The sequence below is a fragment of the Bradyrhizobium sp. UNPA324 genome, from assembly GCF_006658635.1.
GTDB lineage: Bacteria > Pseudomonadota > Alphaproteobacteria > Rhizobiales > Xanthobacteraceae > Bradyrhizobium > Bradyrhizobium nanningense.
The window spans coordinates 1,334,845-1,357,886 of sequence record NZ_LFJD01000004.1 but is presented as its reverse complement, the minus strand read 5'-3'; the positions used below and the strand labels follow the sequence as shown (position 1 = coordinate 1,357,886).

The following is a 23,042-nucleotide window of genomic DNA, read 5'->3' as shown; positions in this document are numbered from 1 at the left end:
AACGCTACAGTGGCGCATACGGTCTAAATGGTTGAAAAGGCTGGTGCCGCAAGAGGGATTCGAACCCCCGACCCCGTCATTACGAATGACGTGCTCTACCGACTGAGCTATTGCGGCGAACCCTGCCGGGGCCCGGGCGATGCCGGCCCCGATACGCGCGCTCCTGATATCGGGCATGGCCCGAATTGGCAAGGACAAGCCGACTTCGAATTGCGGCTCACGCGCCCCAGCGGGACCAGAATCCGCGCCAGCCCCCGGCCTGGGCCTTCGGTGTGCCGATTTGTTCCGTGAATTCATCGCTCGGACCCTCGTCGTCATCGATCCCGGGGTCGTCGGGGGGCCGGATGATCGGGATGACCGCGGGAATCGGGGCTGCCGCGGGTTTGCCGAGATCGGCCCGGGTCCGGAACACCGATGTTGCCGGCGGAGGCGATGATTCGGCGGGCTCGGAGGCCGGTTGGACCGGTTCGGCGGTCACAGCGGCCGGCTCCTCTTCTTTGGCGATCGGGGGCGAATTGTCCTGAGCGGCCGGCACCGGGACTGGCTCAGCCGCGGGCGGTTCCACCGGGCTTTCGCTGGGAGCCACCGTCACACGCTTCGGCGGTGGGGCCGCCAGCATGGCTTCCTCGAAGGCCGAAGATTCGATCGTGGTGCCCTTGTCCGAGGGCAGGCTCGCAACCGGTGTCTGCCACTGGAAGGCGTCGAGGCGACCGGTGACCGGGGAGACCGGGCGCCAGCGGTCGCTGACGTAACCGTCCGCGGTCCAGGCCGGATCGTGACGGGCGCGCACCGCGCGCAAGGTCCAGGCGCGGGCGCGGCCGCTATCGCCATGCTCGGCGCGCTCGATCTCGGCCATCAGCAGCGCGACGCGCTGGGTCGGGTCGCCAACATAGGGCGCCAGCACTTCGCGGGCGCGGCCGAACTCGGAGGCGTCGATCGCAGCACGCGCGATTGCGAGCTGACCCTCGATATGGCCGGGCTTGTCGGCCGGCGTCTTGGCCGCGAGCGTCTCGACCCGCTGCAGGCGCTGCCGCGCGGAATCGCCGAGCTTCACATGGGCATAGGCGTCCGCGAGATCGGGATGCGGATTGGCGAGCCAGGCGGCCTCGACCAGCTTCATGGCGCGGCGCACCTGATGCGCCTCGCTTTCGAACTTTGCGGCGAGCACCGCGGCCGGCACCAGGGTCGGCGCAAGCTTGATCGCCTCCATCACGCTCTCGCGCGCGACGTCGCGGTCCATGGTTTGCAGCTCCAGCGCGCGCGCCGTGAGCAGCACGCCGCGCTGGCGGCGATAGGCCGGCTTGTCGATCAGGCCTGCGGACAAATTCGAATCGAGGATCGCGAGCGCGCCGCCCCAGTCGCCGCGCGCGCAACGGAAGCCGAGCACCGCATGCGAGGCCCAGGTCGAGGACGGCGACAGCTTGATCGCTTCCTCCGCGATCATCACCGCGCCGACCGCATCGTCCGCGCGCTGCGCCTCTATGAACAGGCCGCGCAGGCCGAGCAGGCGCGTGTCCTCGCGCTCGGCCATGGCGCGGAAGACGCGCCGCGCCTCGTCGCGATTGCCTTCGAGCTGCGCCGACTGCGCGTGCAGGAGCAGCGCGAGCGGATCGTTCGGCGCATGCCGCCGCGCCGCCTCGGCGTGACGGCGGGCGAGCGCCGTGTCGCCATGACCGATTGCGAGCAGACCGTGCGTGATGGCGTGGCGGCCCCTTGCGTGGCGCTTGTCGTGGCGCCGCCGCCGCAGGCGCCCCGGTGTGCGCCAGATCATCGTCAAAATGCTCCAGACCAGCACGACGGCCGCGGCAAAGAGGCCGAGCAGGAACACGAATCTGGGAAACGTCGTCGAGAGGCGGAAAGGACCTGCGGTTAGGACCAGATCGCCAGGCTGGTCGGCAACCCAGGCCGCGCCGGCCGCCGCCAGCGCGATCAGGACGAGGAAGAGGACGATGCGAAGCATGACGATCCCTATACGCGCCGATTGTTGCGCGAATCTTATTGAGCAGGCTTGGCCGGATCAGATTTGGCGAGATCCGCCATCGCATCGTCGGCGAATTTGCGGGACGCGGCGAGCGCAGCGTCGCGGGCATCGGCCTTGTCGAGCCAGGCCTGTGCCGGAGCGCGATCAGCCTCCGCCAGCGTCTTGAGCTCGCGCCGCGCTTCGACGAAATCGTTGCGAAGCGCCGCCGCCGTCACTCGCGCAACGATCGCGCCGCGATCGTTGCCGACGCCGTCGGTGCGCTCGATGCGGACGAGTTTTGACGCGCCCGCCTGAAGACGCTCGACGATGCCGGCACTCGGGGCCGGGGCTTCCGCCGGCGGCGACAATTTCGGCACGATGGTGAGCAGCTCGCGGCTCAGCGCGACCGGCGTCGGGATGCCCGACGATGCAAACGTGTCGAGCGGCTTCAGCATGTCGGGCTTGGCGGCGAGCGACCGCGCCGCGGACAGCTGCGACTGATAGGGGTCGCCGTGGCGAACGGCGACGTCGAGCAGGGCCGCCGCCACCACAAAGCGCAGCGGCTTGTCATCCTTCGCCTTCGCATCGGCGATCTTTTCGCCCTGCTGCGCGAGCTCGGCCCGCTCCGTCCTGCTGGCGCGCTCGAGCTGCGCGATACGGTCGGTGAGCGCGGCAAGATCGGGCGCGGCGGGGCCTGGCGCGGATTTCGTGCCGCTCAGTGCGTTCGCGGTCTTGTCGAACTGCGTACGCAGATTGGCGACGTCGCCGCGCAAGCCGTTTGCGGATTTCTCCAGCGCATCGATCCGCGCCGCCATGGCCGGATCGGTGACGGGCTTGCCGGCCCTGGCTTCGACCGCCGCAACGCGGCTGCTCAGCGCATCGACCGTCGCGCTGGTGACTTGCGGGGTGGCCGGCGGCGCCTGCACCGCGGGCCAACCCAGCATCCAGCCGACCGCGATCACGACCGCAGCTGCGACAGCGCCGGAGAACGGCGCAATGACCCAGGGCGAAATCGACGACGCCGGAGCCTGCGCTTCGATACGCTCCGGCTCCGCGTCAAGCTTGTCGGATTCTGCCTGTTCAGGCGCGGCGTGCTCCGGCGCCGGCTGAGCCTCGGGCTCGACCGCGGTCTCCTGCGGCTGGGTCGAGACTTCGGTGGCTTCGAGATCAATGGTGGGCGGAGTGCGCTTGGCACGACCGCTGTCGGGCGCCAATCCTGCGTCTTCAGGCTTGTCGTCGGCCATCGTGACGGTTCCTCACACTTCCATACCAGGGTGGACCAGATTGTGTCGGATTCGGGCCCGACCTCTTACGCCAAACGGGTGCGCAACGCACGCTCCAAGGTGGCAAACAGGGCATTTTCGTCCGGCGTCGCGGCGACCAGAACCTGCGACGCGCCGGCATCGCGCAGCGCGCTCGCAACCGCCTCGGACAGGCAGCATTGCGGTATGGCCAGCGCCGAGATTTCGACGCCTTCGTCCCGCGCCGCGTCCAGGAACGCGCGGGCGCTGCGCCTGGAGTAGTGCAGCACCGCCTCGACCCCGTGGGCGGCAAAGCCTTCGCAGACCTCGCGCGGCAGATGCTTGACCGGCGCCATGCGATAGGTCGTCTGCGTGACCACGGAAAAACCCTCCGCGTCGAGCTCGCCGCCGAGGTCGCGCGACAGATCCGCGCCCGCGAGATACAGCAGCGTGCTCTTCTTCTTCAGCACCTTGTCGCGTGCGCTCTGCATCACCGTGTCGCGCAAGGACGCGGCATCGCCGCCGGCGACGATCACCCGGACAAAGCCGGCGTCGCGCGCCGCAGCGGCCGTATGCTCGCCGACCGCAAACAACGGCAGCTTCAGGAGACCAAGGTCGCGCAATTGCGGCGCGACGGCACGGATCGCGTTGGCCGAAGTGACGAGGATGGCACCGTAGGGAGCTTCACCTTTGTCATGGAAGGCGACCGGCTCGAACTTGAGCGCCGGCGCAAGCAGCACCGCATGCCCTCGCGCGCGCAGACTTTCCGCCGTCGCCTCATTGTCGGGATGCGGCCGTGTGACAAGAATGGACATCGCTGGTGTTCCCGAACCAATTGGCGGTGACGCATGACCCGAACGGATTGCTACGTGACGATTGCGCAATCTGGCCCCGGAATGCTACCGGACGTACCAGAACTCTGCTTTACGGATGAGCGCAAGGGCGCAAATTGGATAACAATTCGCCAATGCTGGTGCTGGGTATCGAAACCACCTGCGACGAGACCGCCGCGGCCGTGATCGAGCGCGCATCGGACGGCAGCGGCAAGATCCTGTCCAACATCGTAAGGTCGCAGATCGAGGAGCACGCCCGCTTCGGCGGCGTCGTGCCGGAGATTGCCGCTCGCGCCCATGTCGACCTGCTCGACGGTATCGTCGATCGCGCGATGCGCGAGGCCGGAATCGGCTTCGCCCAGCTGGGCGGCGTCGCGGCCGCCGCGGGGCCGGGCCTGATCGGCGGCGTCATCGTCGGGCTCACCACCGCGAAGGCGATCGCGATGGTGCACGACACACCGCTGGTCGCAGTGAACCATCTGGAGGCGCATGCGCTGACGCCGCGCCTCACCGACGGAATCGAATTCCCCTATTGCCTGTTTCTCGCCTCCGGCGGCCATACCCAGATCGTCGCAGTCACCGGCGTCGGCCAATATGTGCGGCTCGGCACCACCGTCGACGATGCGATCGGCGAGGCCTTCGACAAAGTCGCGAAGATGCTGGGACTGCCCTATCCGGGCGGACCGCAGGTCGAGCGCGCGGCGGCAAGCGGCGATGCCACGCGCTTTGCATTCCCGCGGCCGATGCAAGGACGCCCCGACGCCAATTTCTCGCTGTCGGGATTGAAGACGGCGGTGCGCACCGAGGCGAGCCGGCTCGCTGAGATCACGCCGCAGGACATCAGCGATCTCTGCGCGAGCTTCCAGGCCGCCGTGCTCGATTCGACTGCCGACCGGTTGAACGTCGGCTTGAGACTTTTCCGCGAACGATTCGGCGCGCCCCGCGCGCTCGTGGCCGCCGGCGGCGTCGCCGCCAACCAGGCGATCCGCGGCGCCCTCGATGACGTCGCACGGCAAGCCGGGACACAATTGATCATGCCGCCCCCCGCGCTCTGCACCGACAACGGCGCGATGATCGCCTGGGCCGGCGCCGAGCGCCTCGCGCTCGGCATGACCGACACGATGGACGCGCAGCCGCGGGCGCGCTGGCTGCTCGATGCCAACGCAACGGCGCCGGCAGGCTACGGCAAGACGCGGGCGGGATATTAGCGATGACCGCGTTCCAATCCGTCGCGGTGATCGGCGCAGGCGCCTGGGGTACGGCGCTGGCGACGGCCGCGGCGCGAGCCGGACGGAACGTGACGCTGTGGGCACGCAGTGCGGAGCATGCGGCGCGAATCGCCTCGACCCGCGACAATCCCCGGCTGCCCGGCGTACCGCTTGCTCCGGATATCATCGTGACGAGCGATCTGGCACTCGCCGCGCGCGCGGACATCCAGCTGATCGCCACGCCGGCGCAGCACCTGCGCGGCGTGGTCAACATGCTGGCGTCGCATCTGGCAAGGCCGGCACCGATCGTTGCGTGCGCCAAAGGCATCGAGCACGGCACCCACAAGTTCATGACCGATGTGATTGCGGAAGCCGCCCCAAGCGCGCAGCCGGCGATCCTGTCGGGACCGAGCTTTGCCGACGACGTCGCGCGCGGCTTGCCGACGGCGGTGACGCTGGCGGCTGGCGATGAGAGATTGGCGAGCGCGCTCGTGCAGGCGCTGGGCTCGCCGACATTCCGCCCCTATCACTCCACCGACATCCGCGGCGTCGAGATCGGCGGTGCCGCCAAGAACGTGCTGGCGATCGCGGTCGGCATCGCGGTCGGGCGCAAGCTCGGCGCCTCCGCGCAGGCCGCGCTGACGACCCGCGGCTTTGCCGAGCTGACGCGCCTCGGCCGCGCGCTCGGTGCACGCAGCGAGACACTCGCCGGCCTCTCCGGTCTCGGTGATCTCATCCTGACTTGCGCGAGCCCGCAATCGCGTAATTTCGCGCTTGGGCTCGCGCTCGGACGCGGCGAGCCGCCGCCCGCCGGCAAGCTCGCCGAGGGTGAGTTCACGGCGCCGGTGCTGATCGAACTTGCAGCTTCGCGAGACATCGAGATGCCGGTATCCGAGGCGGTCGGGTCGATCCTGAGCGGCCGAAGCACGATCGACGCCGCGATCTCGGGGCTGCTGACGCGCCCCTTCAAGTCAGAGGAATGAACATGGCGTACTGGCTGGTGAAATCCGAACCGTCGGTGTGGTCCTGGGACCAGCAGGTGGCGAAGGGCGCCAAGGGCGAAGCCTGGACCGGCGTGCGCAATTACACCGCGCGCCAGAACCTCGTGGCCATGAAGAAAGGCGACAAGGCGTTCTACTATCATTCCAACGAGGGCAAGGAGATCGTCGGCATCGCGGAGGTCATCAAGGAGGCCTATCCCGATCCGACCGACAAGACAGGTAAATTCGTCTGCGTCGACATCAAGGCCGACAAGCCCTTGAAGAATCCGGTCACGATGGCCGCGATCAAAGCCGAGAAGAAACTCGCTGACATGGCGCTGGTGAAGTATTCGCGCCTCTCGGTGCAGCCGGTGACGGCGGAGGAGTGGAAGCTCGTCTGCAAGATGGGCGGGATATAGGCGTAGGTGCAGTAGCCCGGATGAGCGAAGCGATATCCGGGCCTACGCCTCCGGCAGCGCGAACACTTCGCACGGCGCGGCAATGCCGCGCAGCGAATGCGACCCGAGCGCGACCAGCGGCATGTCCGTCTCGGCGGCAAGCGCGCCCGACACCAGCACGGTCCTGCCGAGCGGCTTGCACAATCCTTCGAGGCGACTGGCGAGGTTGACGGCGGGACCGATCGCGGTGAAATCGAGCCGGTTGGCGGCGCCGATATTGCCCCAGAGCATCTCACCGAGATGGAGCGCAGCGCCGAACGCCAGCGGGGGCAGGCCCTTGGCGCCGCGCTCCGCGTTGAGATAGGCCATGCCGGCCTCGGCTGCGCCTGCAGCACGTAAGGCAGCCTCGCAGGCGCGACGCGGCGATGCCTCGACCACCGGAAAGATCGCGAGCACGCCGTCGCCGATGAATTTCAGCACCTCGCCGCCGAAGGCGTGGACAGCGCCGGCGATGCGATCGAACCAGGCGTCGAGCGCGGCGATGACCTCCCCGGGCGGTGAGGTTTCAGACAGGGTCGTGAAATTGCGCAGGTCCGCATAGAGCAGCGCGGCCTGAATGGTCTCGCCGAGATCGCGACGCAAGGGTGCCGCCAGCACTCGCTCTGCACTGCGCCTGCCGAGATAGGCATCCAGCGTTGCCCGCAACGTGGCGCGCGCGGCCAGCACGGCGAGGGGCGTCGCGGCAAAACGCGCGGCCTGGCGCAGTTGCCCGATTTCGTCTGCGGTGAACGGCCGCGGTCCGATCCAGCCCAGCTGTGGCCCGTCGGGCCGTCCGACGATGTCTTCGTGCACCTCGCCGCCTGCGAGATCGCGCAGCCAGCGGCGGCCGGCATCGTTGGGCGGGTCTGGGGCCAGTCCGCCGGGCGCAAAGCCAAGCGCTTCGATCACCTGGCCGCCGTCGGCGCGCCACAACCAGGTCCGCTTCGCGATCAACGGGTGCGGTACCTCCAGCGTCAGACTGCCTGCCGCAAGCGGCACGCCGTCAGCGACCAGATGTGCGCCGAGTTCCGCAAGCAGGCGATCGGCCCCGGTACTATCCGAGGCGGCATCGACAAGCCAGGCGAGGGTCGGGGCGAGCTGCATGGCTCGATCATGGCGAAACCGGGCCGTCTTTGTCACGGGCAATCCTTGACGGGCCGCTTCGCCGCCGCCATGTCCCAATGTCAGCCCAGGGATGATCGCCGATGACCGAACCGTTCATAGTGCGACGCGAGACCCAGATCGCCGCGCCACGCGCCACTGTTGTCGCTTACCTGACGGACCCCGAGAAGATCTTGAGCTGGATGGGCTCCGACGCCACCACCGAGCCGCATCCCGGCGGTCTCTATCTGCTCAAGGGCATCGGTCCGCGCGGCGGCGGCGCCCGCGGCACCTTCCGCGAGGTCGTGCCGGTGCATCGTCTCGCCTACACGTTCGGTTGGGAGGGCGGCCAGGAAGTGCCGCCCGGCTCGAGCCTGATCGAGATCGACCTGATCGAACGCGACGGCGGCACGCTGCTGCGCATGACCCATAGCGGCCTGCCGAGCGAAGCGCAGGCCGCCGCGCACGCGGCAGGGTGGGCGCATTATCTGGAACGGCTCACGACCGCAGCCGCAGGCGGCGATCCAGGTCCCGACATAGGCGTTTCCAACAAGGCATAGGCACTCGGAGGGTGGCCCTACACCGCCGCGGTCGCCACCACCTGCGCCAGAAGCTGCTCGCGCCTCGCTTGCGAGCGCTGGCCCTTCATGGTCGCGGCGAAGCGCTCGAGGATGCCGTCCTCGAACGCGGTGACGATGGTGTCGTGGACGTAGCTCTTGCGGCAGATCGCCGGCGTGTTGGAGAGCTGGTCGGCCGCGGCGCGGATCGCATCCAATACCTGCTTCTTGCGGCCGCGCTGGCTGGTCGCCGGCGTAATCCGCGACAAGGATTCGACGACCACGGCCGAGGCCATCAGCGTGCGAAAATCCTTGAGCGAGATCTTGATGCCGGCGATCTCGCGCAAGAACGCGTTCACCTGCGTGGTGCTGACCGCGCGCACGATGCCGTAGGCATCGCGATACTGGAACATGCGCTTGCCGGGGACGCCCTGCAAAATACCGATGGCGCGCACGAGCTTGGCCGCGTCGCACTCCTTGCGCACCGCCTTGCCGCCCTTCGCCTTGAAGGTCAGCACGAAGCAATCGTCTTCCAGCGTGACGTTGGACTTCAGCAGCGTCGTCGCGCCGCGAGTGCCGTTGAGGCGGGCGTAGGATTCGTTGCCGGGGCGGATCGCGGTGCGCGCGATCAACTCGATCACGGCCGAGAGCGCAAATTCACGCGTCGGCTCATCGCCCGACAGGAACGCCGAGACCTTGCGCCGGATTTTTGGCAGCGCGCCGACGAGCTTTTCCAGGCGGTGCGCCTTGCGGTGCTCGCGGACCTTCTCCCAATCGGCGTGATAGCGATATTGCAGCCGGCCCGCGGCATCGCGACCCACGGCCTGAAGATGCGAGCTCGGATCGGCCGAGTAGCGCACCTCGCGATAGGCCGGCGGCACCGCCATGGCATGCAGCCGGCGGATGGTGCGGGCGTCGCGGATATGTGCGCCGTTGGGGCGGACGAAGGAATAGCCCTTGCCGCGCTTGATGCGGCGAATGCTCAGCTCGTTCTGGTCGCCAAGCCGCAGGCCGAGCTCCTTGGCAAGCGCCTCGACCGTCGCCGGCGCCGCGTCAAAGGTCTTTTTGGGGCTCGGACGCCTGAAAGCGGCCGGTTTCGGCCATTGTCCCAAGGCCTTGGCCAGCGCAATGGCGGCAGGATCGGCTGAAGCGGGCCGCATCGTCCCGAGATTCTGCTGATCCATCATAGTCTTATGCCTTAGCCCTGTCTGTTACCGGTCAATGCCGCTGTTCTGATTTTTGTTCCGAGGGGTCTCTTTGGACCCGGGTTGGCCATTTAGGGTGTTCCGAACCGTATTGCGAGTCCCGAATCGATGGCGAGCGGTTTCTAAATACCTCCCTCGGCGCATAGGCGCCCTGCAGGGCCGCTTCCGGAGAGTTGGGTAAAGACCGCAAAGGCGGCCTTTGCCTGTTTCAGATCTGTGACAGTCACCGCAGGCGGGCTTGATCTTCCGCATGGCCGGCGGCCCGCCGAAGGTCCAGCTTGTGCTCCTTGTCGGGTCCGGTTAGCCCGACGCATAATCAGCCAATGATCAAATCGGCTCGCCGGTCGCTAGCGTTCGGCCTGCCGGATGTGGAGGGAAAGCATGTCCGAGAAGATCTACGACGTCCCCGTGGAGTGGGCGAAGCGCGCCTGGGTCGACCAGGCCAAGTACAAGGAGATGTACGCTCGCTCGATCTCGGACCCGAACGGTTTCTGGGCGGAGCAGGCCAAGCGCATCGACTGGATGCACGCGCCGACCAGAATCGAGAACGTCTCCTTCGCGCCCGGCAATATCTCGATAAAATGGTTCGAGGACGGCATCCTCAACGTCGCCCACAATTGCATCGACCGGCATCTCGCAAAGCGCGCCAACCAGACCGCGATCATCTGGGAAGGCGACGATCCCTCGCAGTCCAAGCACATCACCTACAAGGAGCTGCACGACGAGGTCTGCCGGATGGCCAACATCCTGCGCACCCGCAACGTCAAGAAGGGCGACCGCGTCACCATCTACCTGCCGATGATTCCGGAAGCGGCCTATGCGATGCTGGCCTGCGCACGGATCGGCGCGATCCACTCCGTGGTGTTCGCGGGCTTCTCGCCGGACAGTCTCGCCCAGCGCATCAACGATTGCCAATCCAAGATCATCATCACCGCGGACGAAGGCCTGCGCGGCGGCAAGAAGGTGCCGCTGAAGGCCAATGTCGACGCAGCGCTCGCAAAGGCCGACGGGGTCGACTGGGTCGTCGTGGTCAAGCGCACCGGCGGCAAGATCGACATGAACCCGACGCGCGACCTCTGGTATCACGAGGCGGCGGCGATGGTGACGACGGAATGCCCGGTCGAGCACATGCACGCCGAGGACCCATTGTTCATCCTCTACACCTCAGGCTCGACCGGCCAGCCCAAGGGCGTGCTGCACACCTCCGCCGGCTATCTCGTGTTCGCCTCGATGACGCATCAATACGTCTTCGATTATCATGACGGCGACATCTACTGGTGCACTGCGGACGTCGGCTGGGTCACCGGTCACAGCTACATCCTCTACGGGCCGCTGGCGAACGGAGCGACAACGCTGATGTTCGAAGGCGTGCCGAATTACCCGGATAATTCCAGGTTCTGGAACGTCATCGACAAGCACAAGGTCAACATCTTCTACACCGCGCCGACCGCGATCCGCGCGCTGATGCAGGGTGGCGACGAGCCGGTGAAGAAGACCTCGCGCGCCTCGCTCCGTCTGCTCGGCTCGGTCGGCGAGCCGATCAATCCGGAAGCCTGGGAATGGTATCACCGCGTCGTCGGCGACGACCGCTGCCCGATCGTCGACACCTGGTGGCAGACCGAGACCGGCGGCATCCTGATCACGCCGCTGCCGGGCGCCACCAAGCTGAAGCCCGGCTCGGCGACCCAGCCGTTCTTCGGCGTGGCGCCCGAGATCGTCGACGCCGACGGCAAGGTGCTGGAGGGCGAAACGTCAGGCAATCTCTGCCTCACTCGCTCATGGCCGGGCCAGATGCGCACCGTTTATGGCGACCATGCCCGCTTCGAGCAGACCTATTTCTCGACCTACAAGGGCAAGTATTTCACCGGCGATGGCTGCCGCCGCGATGCCGACGGCTATTACTGGATCACCGGTCGCGTCGACGACGTCATCAACGTCTCCGGCCATCGCATGGGCACCGCGGAAGTCGAGAGCGCGCTGGTGGCGCATGAGAAAGTCTCGGAAGCCGCGGTGGTCGGCTTCCCGCATGACATCAAGGGCCAGGGCATCTACGCCTATGTCACCCTGATGGCCGGCATCGAGCCGACCGAGGACCTGCGCAAGGAGCTCGTCACCTGGGTGCGCAAGGAGATCGGCCCGATCGCCTCGCCCGACCAGATCCAGTTCGCGCCGGGCCTGCCAAAGACTCGCTCCGGCAAGATCATGCGCCGCATCCTGCGCAAGATCGCCGAGGACGAGCCCGGCAGCTTGGGCGACACATCGACGCTGGCCGATCCTGCCGTGGTCGATGACCTCGTCAAGAACCGACAGAACCGCAGGCAGGCGTAACGATCTCTCGTGCCCCGGACGCAGCGCAGCGCTCCTTCAGCGGTGCGCTGCAGAGCCGGGGCCCATCTGACGACAGAACGTGTGGCTTTCTGGGTCCCGGCTCTGCGTCGCGGCGCCACGCGCCGCGCCTTGTCCGGGACACGGCCGCGTTGTCGTGGGCCGGTGAACAACAGCGATTCACACCCTCACGCGCTTGTCAGCGCGCGCGGCGGCGCGCCCGCATCTTTCCCGTCGAGTGTTGTTTTCAGGTCATTTACTTTATTTCGAACATTTCCTTTGTTCCCCCTGCTGGCCGGCCTCCGGTGGCCGCGCGTGGAAACCATCCGGTTAACGGGCGCGGTTAAGAATGTCCCCTCATTGGGACTTGGCGGCGGCGATTGCCGGGTTCTGCGTCATTTTGGATGATCCGATTGGGGCAAGGGGGAGATCGATGTCGATGAGGATTGCGGTGGCGATGGCCGCCACCATCGGGGCTGGGGTCTTGATGTCGACGGCGGCAGACGCGCGGCCGGAAATGGTGGGCACGCACCTCGCCGACTATTCGCCGGGCACGATCGTGGTCAAAACCAGCGAGCGCAGACTCTATCTCGTTCTCGATAGCGGCCACGCCGTGCGCTATCCGGTCGGCGTCGGCAAATCCGGCAAGCAATGGGCCGGCACGACGAAGATCGACGGGAAGTATCGCAACCCAGCCTGGGCACCGCCGGCCGAGGTCAAGCGCGACAAGCCCAACATTCCCGACATGATTCCGGGCGGCTCGCCGCGCAACCCGATGGGCGTCGCAGCGATGACGCTTGCCGGCGGCGAATACGCCATCCACGGCACCAACGTGCCGGGTTCGATCGGCGGCTTCGTTTCCTATGGCTGCATCCGCATGCTGAACGACGACATCACCGATCTCTATGGCCGCGTCTCCGTCGGCACGACGGTGGTCGTGACGCGCTGATCCCGCGATCAGCCGCAACAAGACAAGGCCGCGTCTTTGGATGCGGCTTTTTGTTACCAGAACCGCCAGCCGCGTGCGCACCAGCCGTCGCGATGGCCGCCATTGTAGCTTCGCGCAAAGCCACCGGCGAGCAACGCCGCCGAAAGGTTCGCGGTCCGCCGGGTCGCGACGTCGGCGAGCACGCGGCCGTATTTGTCGGGGCCGAGATTGCTGATGGTCACGCCGCCCTGGCCGAGAAGATCGCGCAGCGCGCGAGCGGCGGCTTCCGCCTTGTCCAACTCTTCCTGGCAGGACGCCTTCAGTTCGGGTGCATCGATGCCGCGCAGCCGAACCCGCACGACGAGATCGCGGCCGTCGCGTTGACGAACACGCGCGAGGAACGTGTCGCCGTCGATGGTGCGAACGACGTCCACGGGCTCGCGGACATCGGGATGCTCCGCCTGCTGGAGAACAATCTCGGCATTCCCGGCGCGGTCGCTATCTGACCGCGGAACAAGCCGGCCCGATCCGTGGCGAAAGGTGAGCACGACGGCTATCGCGATGCCGACCACGAACATCCAAGGCAACAATCCGGAAAAGCGGCGGCCGAACGGCGAGCCGCCGAACCGTGGCCGGTAGGGGTTGGGTCGATCCTGGAACCGCATCAGCTCACGCTAGGACTGAGTCGGGGGAACCAACAAGGCTTGCCTCCCTGTGTGACGGGCCATCGTCGACTTGCAGGCTGGCTGCCCGGGATCGGGGGGCACGGAAAATCATACCTATGCTCTGCATGCTGTTCCAAGCGCTCTCCGTTCGATACCTCCTGTAGTTGTACGGAGTTTGATGTTCACGCACTGTTTAGTATTAAGCGGTTGTACTCGGATTGCGTGTGGGGAGCGTAGAGCATGGCATCGTTGAAGTTTCGCATCGGTACAAAGTTGGGGCTGACCGCGAGCGCGGGAGTTCTTCTGGTCGGCGGCATGCTCGCCAACCAGCTCATTCGTAACGAACAAATTGCGGAATTGAGCCGGCTGGTCGTCATCAACACCGCCAACAAGGCCAACGCTCAGGGCGCCGAGCTCGCGGTGACCCGGGCACGCCTCGCGATAGCGGAAATCGGATCCGTATCCTCGGCTGACGGCCTTGCCAAACATTTCGCGACATTGCGCGGCTCCATCGCCAACGCCACGACCGAGATCGACGCCGCGTTGGAACGGTCCAGGCGCGCTGAAGCCAAGGAGCTCTGTCGCGAGGTGAAGGCCCTGCTTGAGGCCTCTCTGAAGGCCGGCAACGATCTCAGCGATGCGCGCGGCACCGCCCTCGGCGAATTCACCGCGGCAAACCAGATCGAGGAGGCCTGGGACAAGGCCGTCGAGAAACTGCTGGCGTCGCCCGCAATGGCCGCATCGCAGAATCGGCTCGGCATCGAGGCCGAGTTGCGCGAAGCCGACGCCTTGCTCAAGGCGGTCAGCGCGGCCGACTGGCGTTTCTCGGCGACAGGCGACGTCGAGCAGAAGGACCGTATCGCCCAGCGCGCCGACGCCATGATCGGCGTTCTGAAACAGGTCCGTCAGTCCGCCGGCGACAAGACTATCGCCGAGGGTATCGACGCGCTTGCCGCGCTCGCCGGACGCTACAAGACGGCCACCAGCGCGGCCATGAAGGCGGAAGAGACCAAGAGGCGCATTTTCGAAGAGCGGGTGCTTCCGGCTGCCAAGGACATCACGACGCGTGTCGACAAGCTGGTTGCGGCCAACAACGAATTCATGGCTCTGCGGCAAAGCCAGCTCATGGCCGCGCTCGAGCTGACGGCCCAGGTCAGCCTCGCGGTCGGTATCCTCGTGGTCCTGGTCCTGGCGGGCTCGGCGCTGTTTTCGGTGCTGAGCATCGCCCGGCCGATTCGCCGCATCGGCGAAGTCCTGCTGCAACTCGCCGGCGGCAACAAGGCCGTCGAGATTCCCTATACCACCCGCGGTGACGAAGTCGGCGACAATGCCCGTGCGGCCCGGACGTTCAAGGACAATCTGATCCGTATCGAGCAGATGGAGGCCGAACAGAAGGACCAGGAGGCTGCGGCCGCCGCGCGTCGCAAGCAGGAAATGATCCGGCTGGCCGGTGCGTTCGAGGACGCGGTCGGCGGCATCATCAACTCGGTTTCGGCCGCCTCGCAGCAGCTTGAATCCGCCGCCGGCACGCTGTCGGGAACGGCGGAGGAGACCGAACACCTTTCCGGAATGGTGGCAGCGGCTTCCGAGGAAGCGTCAGCCAACGTCGGAGCCGTGGCATCGGCCGCCGAGGAGATGAGCGCATCGGTCGTCGAGATCGGACGCCAGGTCCATGATTCCAGTCGCATCGCCGGCGACGCCGTGAAGCAGGCCGAGCGTACCGACGCCCGGATCAACGAATTGCTCAGGGCGGCGGGCCGGATCGGCGACGTCGTCAAATTGATCACCGCGATCGCGGAGCAGACCAATCTGCTGGCGCTCAACGCCACCATCGAAGCGGCACGTGCCGGCGAATCCGGCCGCGGATTTGCCGTGGTGGCGAGCGAGGTCAAGGCGCTCGCGGCCCAGACCGCACGGGCGACCGACGAGATCGGTGCACAGATCGCCGGCATGCAGACGGCCACAGAAGACTCCGTCGGCGCCATCAAGGAAATCGGCGCGACCATCTCCAAGATTTCGGACATCTCGACCACCATCGCCGCCACGATCGAGGAGCAGGGGGCCGCCACCGCCGAAATCGCCCGCAACGTCAGCGAAGCCGCCAAGGGAACGGTGGAGGTCGCGGACAAGATCGCCCAAGTCAGTCATGGCGCCAGCGCCGCCGGCTCGGCTTCGACGCAGGTTCTGGCATCCGCGCGCTCACTCTCGACCGAGAGTGGCCGTCTCAAGAGCGAGGTCGCGAAGTTCCTCGATACGGTGCGGGCCGCCTGAGGACCCGCACGCCCCGCGGCCGATCCTCGGCCGGCCGCGAGCCACCTGTCTGACACGTCGAATAACCAACGGCTTTGGGAGGCCCCCACGCCGAGCCCCCGCTCGCGCCTGGGTCAAACATGCAAACTGGGGGAAATGAGCGATGATCATCAGCATTGTCGGCGGCGGCGCGACCGGCATCACGGTCTTGCGTTACCTGGCGGAGCTCGCTGCATCAGAACGCGACCACGGCGCGATCAGCGGAATTCAGCTCTTCGACAAGGCCGGCTTCGATGGCGGGATCGCCTATCGCACGCAGAGCGACCGCCATCTCCTCAACATGAAGCCCTCGACGATGTCGATCCGGCCGGGCGATGCGGATGAATTTCTGCGTTGGCTTCAGGCGCGCGGGCTCTCCTGCCACGGCAGCAAGCACCTTCCGCGCATGGTCTACAGGGATTACCTCGACGCCGTGCGAACGGCCGCGATCGCGCAATGCCGCAGCGCCGGCGTGCCCGTTCATATCGAACAAGCGGAAATCGTCCGTATGCGGTTCTCGCCGGATCGCGATGTTCTGCTGACGACCGACCGCAACATCACGCATATCTCCTCCGCGCTGATCCTCTGCACCGGCCACAACGCGCCCGATGATCCTTACGGCCTGACTGCAAACCCGAACTACATCCGAGATCCCTACGCCCAATTCACCTTCGCCGATCACGACGGCGTCGAGGTCGGCATCCTTGGAAGCGGGCTCAGTGCGGTCGACACCGCGGCGGCGCTGGCTAAGTCCCACCAAGCCGTCAGGATGACCTGCTTCTCGAGAAGCGGCCTGTTTCCCACGGTCCAGCCGGTGACGATGCCCGCAATCACGACCGACTTCCGGGACACGCTGCACGACCATGTGACCCGCCGCGACCAGATCGAAGCCGACGCCTTTGCCGCCCGTCTTTCCGAACTGCTGCTGGAGACCACCGGAATACGTTGCGATCTGTCTTGCCGCAACGTCGGCGGCGGTGCGCTGGCCGATCTCGAGCACAACATCGCGCGAGCCGAGGCCGCTGAGCCCAGCGTCTACGCCTATCTCGTCAGCGTCATCGACGTGATGTGCGAGGCCTGGAGCCGGATGAGCGACGCCGAGAAGATGCGTTTCATGGATGTCTACAATTCCGGCTGGCTTCGCAAGCGCTCGGCAATGCCGCTGGAGAATGCAATCCGCATCCGCGACCTGATGCGCTCGGGCCGGCTCTCGGCCCGCGCCCGGTTGCGCAACGTGACGGCCGCCGGCGGCCGGTTCCGCGCGATCCTGGGTAACGGCGATCATCGCGACGTCGATTACGTCATCGATGCGACAGGACCATCCTATCGGCTGGACACCAGCCCGCTCTATCAGGACATGCAGCGCCAGGGGCTGATCGCGTTCGACGCGCTCGGCGGAATTCGCTGCGGCTACGACGACAGCCGCGTCCACGACCGTCACGGCACGGCTCATCCGAACGTCTACGCGGTCGGCGGCCCCACGAAGGGTACGCACTTCTATGCCGCCGCCGTCGATATCAACCTGCGCCGCGCGCAGATCGTGGTCGATTCGATCCTCAACCCGAAAGGTCAGCAGATGAGCACCATCACGACGTCCGTCGAAGAAACCGACCGCCTGGCCGATCTCGTGCGCCGCGACCATCCCTCGCTCGACACGATGGTCCTCGCCCCGGACGGCAAGTACCAGAACAGACCGGCGGCGCTCGACGAACTGATGTGGGAGGTGAGGGACTGCCTCGCCGAAGCATTCCGGCATTGGTCGCCTGCGGACTTCCCGACGCTCTACTGCGCGTGGGGGCGCTGCCGTGTGGGCTCGACCGCACTCACCAATCTGTTCGGCGTCGCCGGCATGCCCTCCTACTTCCAGCCGGTGAAGGTCGTCCTGCGCCATCGACTGCTTGGAAATGCAGGCGAGCCCTGGGCGGTGCCGCATGCATCGGAGCAGCCGCATCTCTTCAGCAAGGAAATGGCCGGGCCGTATGTGCTGGCGGAAAGCCTGTTCCTGCCGTTGCAGCCGTTGCTCGAGGCCGGCTGGCCGGCCGATAAGCTCCACATGATCATGCTCGACCGCGATCCCGCGAGCTCGCTGGCATCGTGGCTCGAGAAATGGTCGGACCGCGTTCCCGAGGATCGCCTGGTCCAGAACTACGTGATCTCCTCGTTGAATGCGCTGCGCGTCGAGAGCTACGCGAAGCGGCACGGCGTGCCGGTGACGCATTACGTCTATGAAGCCAGCAAAGACGCGACAGGATCGGTGCGTAAGCTGTTCGACCGGCTCGGTCTCGGCGCACGCTTTACCGAAGGCGCCGTCACCGACTGGAAGGAGCGCGGACAGATCGAAACGAAGGGCTCGGGCGTCACCTTCCTCAGCGAGCCCAAGGTCTACACCGTGGTCGGCCTTCACGGATCGGATACCGCCTATCGCTACCGCAGCCGCAAGACGGCGTCGCTGAGCGAGGCCCAGCTCCAGGTCATCGGACGCTACGGCATCGACGACATGTACCGCGCCTCGGTCGACGCCTGCATCCGCGACCTCTCGCTGGATCCGGCCACCGCCGGGCGCCTGTTCGGCGATGGCCTGGGCACCGCCGCATGACCGGACAGATCGCATCAGTCGTGGAGGTCTTGCCGGTGCGCAACGCGCCCGAGGAGACCCCTGCGCACCGCTCTGCCGCCAGCCATCTCCGGCGCCTGGAGGCGGAAAGCATCCATATCCTGCGGGAGACGGCGGCCGAGTTCCGCAAGCCGGTCATGCTGTATTCCATTGGCAAGGACTCGTCGGTGCTGCTGCATCTGGCGATGAAGGCGTTTCATCCCGGCAGGCCGCCGTTTCCGCTGCTGCACGTCGACACGACCTGGAAGTTCCGCGAGATGATCGCGTTTCGCGACCGCCGCGCGCGCGAGCTCGGCATCAATCTGATCGTCCACACCAACAACGACGGATTACGAGAGGGCATCGACCCCTTCACCCACGGCTCGGCCCGTTACACCGACGTCATGAAGACGCAGGCGTTGCGGCAGGCGCTCGACTTTCACGGCTTCGACGCCGCGATCGGGGGAGCGCGGCGCGACGAGGAGAAGTCGCGTGCCAAGGAGCGCGTGTTCTCGCACAGGAGCGCGGCGCATCGCTGGGATCCGAAGAACCAGCGGCCCGAGCTGTGGAGCCTGTACAACACGATGCTTGCGCCCGGCGAGAGCATGCGGGTGTTTCCGCTGTCGAACTGGACCGAGCTCGACGTCTGGGACTACATCCTGCTCGAGGACATCCCGATCGTTCCACTCTATCTGGCCGCCTCGCGTCCGGTGGTCGAGCGCGACGGCGCGTTGATCATGGTGGACGACGAACGGATGCCGCTGCTTGCAGGCGAACAGCCGCAATGGCGCTCGGTCCGATTTCGGACCCTGGGCTGCTATCCGCTCAGCGGTGCCACGATCTCGACGGCGGCAACCCTGCCTGAGATCGTGCGGGAGATGACGGCCTCGCGCACCTCCGAGCGGCAGGGACGCATGATCGACCGGGACAGTACGGCATCGATGGAGCGCAAGAAAGCGGAAGGCTATTTCTGATGTCCTATCACGAGGCCCCCACCATCGCCGCCTCCGATGCGCCGCGGCTGGACCAGGACGATCGCCCGACGCTGCGTTTCGTCACTTGCGGCAGCGTCGATGACGGCAAGAGCACGCTGGTCGGCCGCCTGCTCTATGATTCCAAGACGCTGCTCGACGACCAGCTCGACGCGCTGGCGTGCGAGAGCAAGACCGTCGGCACCACCGGCGGCGATCTCGATTTCGCGCTGCTGGTCGACGGCTTGCAGGCGGAACGCGAGCAGGGCATCACCATCGACGTCGCCTACCGCTTCTTTGCCACCAAGCTGCGCCGCTTCATCGTCGCCGACACGCCGGGGCATGCGCAGTATACGCGCAACATGGCGACCGGCGCTTCCAACGCCGAACTCGCCGTGGTGCTGGTCGATGCCCGCAAGGGCGTGATCACGCAGACGCGGCGCCATAGCCACATCCTGTCGCTGCTGGGCATCCATCACGTCGTGCTCGCCGTGAACAAGATGGACTTGATCGGATTCGACGGGGATCGCTTTGCGGCCATCACCGCCGAATACCTGACCATGGCCGGGCAGCTCGGGATCTCGCAGGTCCAGTGCATTCCGGTCGTGGCGCCCGACGGCGACAATATCGTGGCGGCGAGCGCGCGGATGCCCTGGTACACCGGGCCGACCGTGACGGCCTATCTGGAATCGGTCGACGTTTCCGGTGACGTCTCGCAGCACCCGTTCCGGCTGCCGGTGCAATGGGTCAACCGGCCGAACGCGGAGTTTCGCGGCTTCTGCGGGCGGATCGCCAGCGGAACGATTGCGACCGGCGAGACCGTCGCGGTGCAGCCCTCGGGCCGTCAGACGCACGTCGCGCGCATTCTCACCCCCGGCGGCGAGCGCGACCGCGCGGCGGCGGGCGAATCGGTTACGCTCACATTGGTCGACGAGATCGACGTCAGTCGCGGCGACGTCCTGACGGCGGGGGCCGCGCCGCAGGTTTCGGATCAGTTGGCCGCCCATCTCGTCTGGTTCGACGACGAGGCCATGGTCGCGGGCCGGCGCTATGTGCTCAAATGCGGCGCGGCCTCGACCGGCGCAGTGATCACGACGCTCAAGCACCGCATCGCCATCGACACCATGGCGCAGGAAGGCGCCGAGACGCTCGATGCCAACCAGATCGGCTACGCCCATCTCAACCTCGACCGTCCATTGGTGTTCGAGGCTTATCGCGACAACCGTGACATGGGCAGCTTCATTCTCGTCGATCCGATCAGCCACTGCACGGCCGCAGCGGGAATGATCGACCTTTCACTCCGCCGCGCCACCAACATTCATTGGCAGCGGCTTGCCATCGACAAATCGGTGCGGGCGCGGCTGAAGCAGCAACGGCCCTGCGTGCTCTGGTTCACAGGGCTGAGCGGAGCCGGCAAATCGACGATCGCCGATCTCGTCGACCGCAGGCTCGCCGAGCTAGGACGCCACGCCGCGCTGCTCGACGGCGACAATCTTCGCCACGGCATCAACCGCGATCTCGGCTTCTCCAGCGCGGACAGGGCGGAGAACGTCCGGCGCGCCGCGGAGATCGCCGCGCTGTTCGTCGACGCCGGCATGATCGCGCTGGTCGCGCTGATCTCCCCGTTCCGCTGCGAGCGCGAGCTGGCGCGCCAGCGGGTCCAGGCGGGCGAATTCATCGAGATCCACGTCGCGACCCCGTTCGCCGAATGCGAACGTCGCGATCCCAAGGGACTCTATCGCAAGGCGCGGGCCGGCGAGATACCGGCGTTCACCGGCATCGATCATCCCTATGAGGCGCCGCAGGCGCCGGAAATCACCATCGATAGTTCGGAGCTGTCGACCGACGCGGCTTGCGAACGCATCATGCGCTACCTCCGTGACAATCACTATCTGTAGCGTCCGAGGGCAGACACGACCTGCCGCACCAGCGATGGCTCAGAAGTCGGAGGCGATGCCCTTGCGCTCCCAGTCGCCGTAGCGGGTCGGCTCGGGTCCCTTCGGCCCCTGCAGCTCCTTCGCCTTGGCCTCGCTCATGGCCTCCGCGGCGGCAGCCTGCCGGCGCGCCTCGGCTTCGGCCAGCGCGCGCTGGGCTGCCGGCGAGAGCGGCTTGCGATCGGGGACGGGAGGCTGGTCACTCATCGTCCGGTCTTCTAGCGCAGGACGAGCCGCAAGGCGACGTCCAATAACGCATTCCTGAAATCGGGTCCGGAGGGCTGAAAAAGCCGGAAGCGATTCTTACATTTGGCATATTCGCGTGCCAGAGATCGCCTTCTCGAGGCATGCGCCCATTGCGGCGGAACTGCCGCTCGCTCAGAACCTTGCTTCCGCATGCCATCTCAACGTTTTGCTCCTCCGTCCGAAGTGCCCGGCCTTGCGGCGCGACGGATCGCCGCCGACATCGTCGACGGCGTGCTGCACAAGCACCGCACACTCGACGATCAGCTCGACGGCGGCGGCGCCCATCCGGGACTGAAGACGCTGGCCGACCGCGACCGCGCGCTGATGCGGCGCCTGGTCGCCACCGTGCTGCGCCGGCTCGGCACGCTCGGCCACGTGCTGTCGCGCCTGCTCGACAAGGGCATTCCCTCCGACGCGCCGCGCGCGCAGAGCGCGCTGCTGATCGGCGCGGCGCAGATCCTCTGGATGGACGTGCCGGATCACGCGGCCGTCGACCTCTCCGTTCGTCTGGTGCAATCCGACCGCCGCGCCGCGCGCTATGCCGGCCTCGTCAATGCCGTGCTGCGCCGCTGCGCGCGCGAGGGCAAGGCGCTGGTCGAGGAGGTCGCCGCGCAATCACTGGACCTTCCGCCATGGCTGCTTGCGCGTTGGAGCGCGCATTATGGCGAAGCGACCGCGCGCGAGATGGCGCTGGCGCTCGGCCACGAGCCCTCGCTCGATCTCACTGTGAAGTCGGATCCCGCGCAATGGGCAAGCCGCCTGCACGGCGAGACGCTGCCGACCGGGACGGTGCGGATGCTGCTGCACGGCGCGGTGACAATGCTGCCCGGCTTCACCGAAGGACAATGGTGGGTGCAGGACGCCGCCGCCGCGCTGCCGGCCCGGCTGTTCGGCGACGTCAAGGGCAAGTCCATTGCAGATCTCTGCGCCGCCCCTGGCGGCAAGACCGCGCAACTGGCGCTAGCAGGCGCACATGTCACGGCAATCGACCGCTCGCCGGCCCGGGTGGCGCGACTGCGCGAGAATCTGGCGCGACTGTCGCTCCAAGCCGAGACCGTCGTCGCTGACGCCGTGGAATGGGCCGGCCCCGCCGAGGGCTTCGACGGTATCTTGGTCGATGCGCCCTGCACCTCGACCGGCACGATCCGCCGCCATCCCGATGTGGCTTGGCTGCGGCAGGAATCCGACATCGCCGCCCTGACCGCGCTCCAGCAAAAGCTGCTGCGAAAATCAGTGTCGCTGCTCAAGCCGGGCGGTACGCTGATCTACTGCACCTGCTCGCTGGAACCCGAAGAAGGCGAGCAGGCCGTGGCGACGCTGCTGGCGGCCGAGCCTGCGCTTCGCCGCCTCCCGATCGCGGCGTCGGAGGTCGCAGGCCTGGACGAAATCCTCACTCCGGAGGGCGATCTGCGCACCCTGCCCAGCCATCTGCCGAACGCCGATCCCAAGCTCGGCGGACTCGACGGATTTTTCGCGGCCCGCCTCGTTAAATCCTGATTTTGCACTGGATTTTGCGACACGGCGCTGATTCGCGCCGTTCAAGGTGGTGTCAGACGTCCGATTTTGGGA

General features: G+C 66.7%; 18 protein-coding genes and 1 tRNA gene. 11 read left to right on the top strand and 8 right to left on the bottom strand.

The genetic code is table 11. The features are described 5' to 3' along the window. Positions 1–41: 41 nt before the first annotated feature. From UNPA324_RS06570 to UNPA324_RS06555, 4 genes are all read right to left on the bottom strand, one after another. Positions 42–117, bottom strand: a tRNA-Thr gene (locus UNPA324_RS06570). 100 nt (positions 118–217) lie between these two features. After that, positions 218–1,960, bottom strand: a complete 1,743-nt coding sequence (locus tag UNPA324_RS06565; protein ID WP_141934108.1) for a heme biosynthesis protein HemY — start codon at positions 1,958–1,960, stop codon at positions 218–220. A gap of 35 nt (positions 1,961–1,995) precedes the next feature. Further along, positions 1,996–3,204 (bottom strand): COG4223 family protein, encoded by a 1,209-nt coding sequence (locus UNPA324_RS06560; RefSeq protein WP_141934106.1) that lies wholly within the window; start codon positions 3,202–3,204, stop codon positions 1,996–1,998. 65 nt (positions 3,205–3,269) lie between these two features. Continuing rightward, positions 3,270–4,016 (bottom strand): uroporphyrinogen-III synthase, encoded by a 747-nt coding sequence (locus tag UNPA324_RS06555; RefSeq protein ID WP_141934105.1) that lies wholly within the window; start codon positions 4,014–4,016, stop codon positions 3,270–3,272. A 152-nt stretch (positions 4,017–4,168) separates the two neighbouring features. Here UNPA324_RS06555 and tsaD point away from each other — a divergent pair, with 152 nt between their 5' ends. Genes tsaD through UNPA324_RS06540 form a run of 3 tightly spaced genes read left to right on the top strand, consistent with a single transcriptional unit; the run spans position 4,169 to position 6,641 of the window. Then, positions 4,169–5,242 carry a tRNA (adenosine(37)-N6)-threonylcarbamoyltransferase complex transferase subunit TsaD gene (tsaD, locus tag UNPA324_RS06550; RefSeq protein ID WP_141934103.1) on the top strand — a complete coding sequence of 358 codons (1,074 nt, stop codon included), beginning with the start codon at positions 4,169–4,171 and terminating at the stop codon, positions 5,240–5,242. A 2-nt stretch (positions 5,243–5,244) separates the two neighbouring features. Then, positions 5,245–6,225 carry an NAD(P)H-dependent glycerol-3-phosphate dehydrogenase gene (locus UNPA324_RS06545; protein WP_141934100.1) on the top strand — a complete coding sequence of 327 codons (981 nt, stop codon included), beginning with the start codon at positions 5,245–5,247 and terminating at the stop codon, positions 6,223–6,225. A 2-nt stretch (positions 6,226–6,227) separates the two neighbouring features. Next, the gene (locus UNPA324_RS06540; RefSeq protein ID WP_128921036.1) at positions 6,228–6,641 is read left to right on the top strand and encodes an EVE domain-containing protein; all 414 of its coding nucleotides are present in this window, start codon (positions 6,228–6,230) and stop codon (positions 6,639–6,641) included. A 42-nt stretch (positions 6,642–6,683) separates the two neighbouring features. Here UNPA324_RS06540 and UNPA324_RS06535 read toward each other — a convergent pair whose 3' ends face one another. Further along, positions 6,684–7,763, bottom strand: coding sequence for an adenylate/guanylate cyclase domain-containing protein (locus UNPA324_RS06535; protein WP_181769649.1), 1,080 nt, complete (start codon positions 7,761–7,763; stop codon positions 6,684–6,686). Between the two features lie 101 nt (positions 7,764–7,864). Here UNPA324_RS06535 and UNPA324_RS06530 point away from each other — a divergent pair, with 101 nt between their 5' ends. After that, the gene (locus UNPA324_RS06530; RefSeq protein ID WP_141934096.1) at positions 7,865–8,320 is read left to right on the top strand and encodes an SRPBCC family protein; all 456 of its coding nucleotides are present in this window, start codon (positions 7,865–7,867) and stop codon (positions 8,318–8,320) included. Positions 8,321–8,337: 17 nt separating this feature from the next. Here the strand turns inward: UNPA324_RS06530 and UNPA324_RS06525 are convergent, their stop codons facing one another. Continuing rightward, a complete protein-coding gene (locus UNPA324_RS06525) occupies positions 8,338–9,504 on the bottom strand; it encodes a DNA topoisomerase IB (protein ID WP_141934094.1) in 1,167 nt (388 codons plus the stop codon). Between the two features lie 399 nt (positions 9,505–9,903). On the opposite strand from UNPA324_RS06525, the gene acs reads away from it, so the two are divergent. Beyond that, positions 9,904–11,850: an acetate--CoA ligase gene (gene acs / locus UNPA324_RS06520; RefSeq protein WP_141934092.1), complete on the top strand. Its 1,947-nt coding sequence runs from the start codon at positions 9,904–9,906 to the stop codon at positions 11,848–11,850. Positions 11,851–12,280: 430 nt separating this feature from the next. Beyond that, positions 12,281–12,796, top strand: a complete 516-nt coding sequence (locus UNPA324_RS06515; RefSeq protein WP_128921041.1) for a L,D-transpeptidase — start codon at positions 12,281–12,283, stop codon at positions 12,794–12,796. Between the two features lie 53 nt (positions 12,797–12,849). Here UNPA324_RS06515 and UNPA324_RS06510 read toward each other — a convergent pair whose 3' ends face one another. Further along, positions 12,850–13,440 (bottom strand): thermonuclease family protein, encoded by a 591-nt coding sequence (locus UNPA324_RS06510; RefSeq protein WP_141934090.1) that lies wholly within the window; start codon positions 13,438–13,440, stop codon positions 12,850–12,852. A gap of 240 nt (positions 13,441–13,680) precedes the next feature. On the opposite strand from UNPA324_RS06510, the gene UNPA324_RS06505 reads away from it, so the two are divergent. The 4 genes from UNPA324_RS06505 (at position 13,681) to cysN (ending at position 21,191) form a co-directional block, all read left to right on the top strand. Beyond that, positions 13,681–15,711 carry a methyl-accepting chemotaxis protein gene (locus tag UNPA324_RS06505; protein WP_141934088.1) on the top strand — a complete coding sequence of 677 codons (2,031 nt, stop codon included), beginning with the start codon at positions 13,681–13,683 and terminating at the stop codon, positions 15,709–15,711. Between the two features lie 142 nt (positions 15,712–15,853). After that, positions 15,854–18,325, top strand: a complete 2,472-nt coding sequence (locus tag UNPA324_RS36050; RefSeq protein WP_181769316.1) for an FAD/NAD(P)-binding protein — start codon at positions 15,854–15,856, stop codon at positions 18,323–18,325. Beyond that, on the top strand, positions 18,322–19,296 hold the full coding sequence (cysD, locus tag UNPA324_RS06490; protein ID WP_246667128.1) for a sulfate adenylyltransferase subunit CysD: 975 nt from the start codon (positions 18,322–18,324) through the stop codon (positions 19,294–19,296). Before UNPA324_RS36050 ends, cysD begins: the two co-directional genes overlap by 4 nt. Next, positions 19,296–21,191 carry a sulfate adenylyltransferase subunit CysN gene (gene cysN, locus UNPA324_RS06485; RefSeq protein WP_141934086.1) on the top strand — a complete coding sequence of 632 codons (1,896 nt, stop codon included), beginning with the start codon at positions 19,296–19,298 and terminating at the stop codon, positions 21,189–21,191. The genes cysD and cysN overlap by 1 nt, the downstream gene beginning before the upstream one ends. A 39-nt stretch (positions 21,192–21,230) precedes the next feature. Here the strand turns inward: cysN and UNPA324_RS06480 are convergent, their stop codons facing one another. After that, positions 21,231–21,434 carry a DUF1674 domain-containing protein gene (locus UNPA324_RS06480; RefSeq protein ID WP_141934084.1) on the bottom strand — a complete coding sequence of 68 codons (204 nt, stop codon included), beginning with the start codon at positions 21,432–21,434 and terminating at the stop codon, positions 21,231–21,233. Between the two features lie 189 nt (positions 21,435–21,623). On the opposite strand from UNPA324_RS06480, the gene UNPA324_RS06475 reads away from it, so the two are divergent. Next, on the top strand, positions 21,624–22,970 hold the full coding sequence (locus UNPA324_RS06475) for an RsmB/NOP family class I SAM-dependent RNA methyltransferase (protein ID WP_141934082.1): 1,347 nt from the start codon (positions 21,624–21,626) through the stop codon (positions 22,968–22,970). The last annotated feature ends 72 nt before the right edge of the window (positions 22,971–23,042 follow it).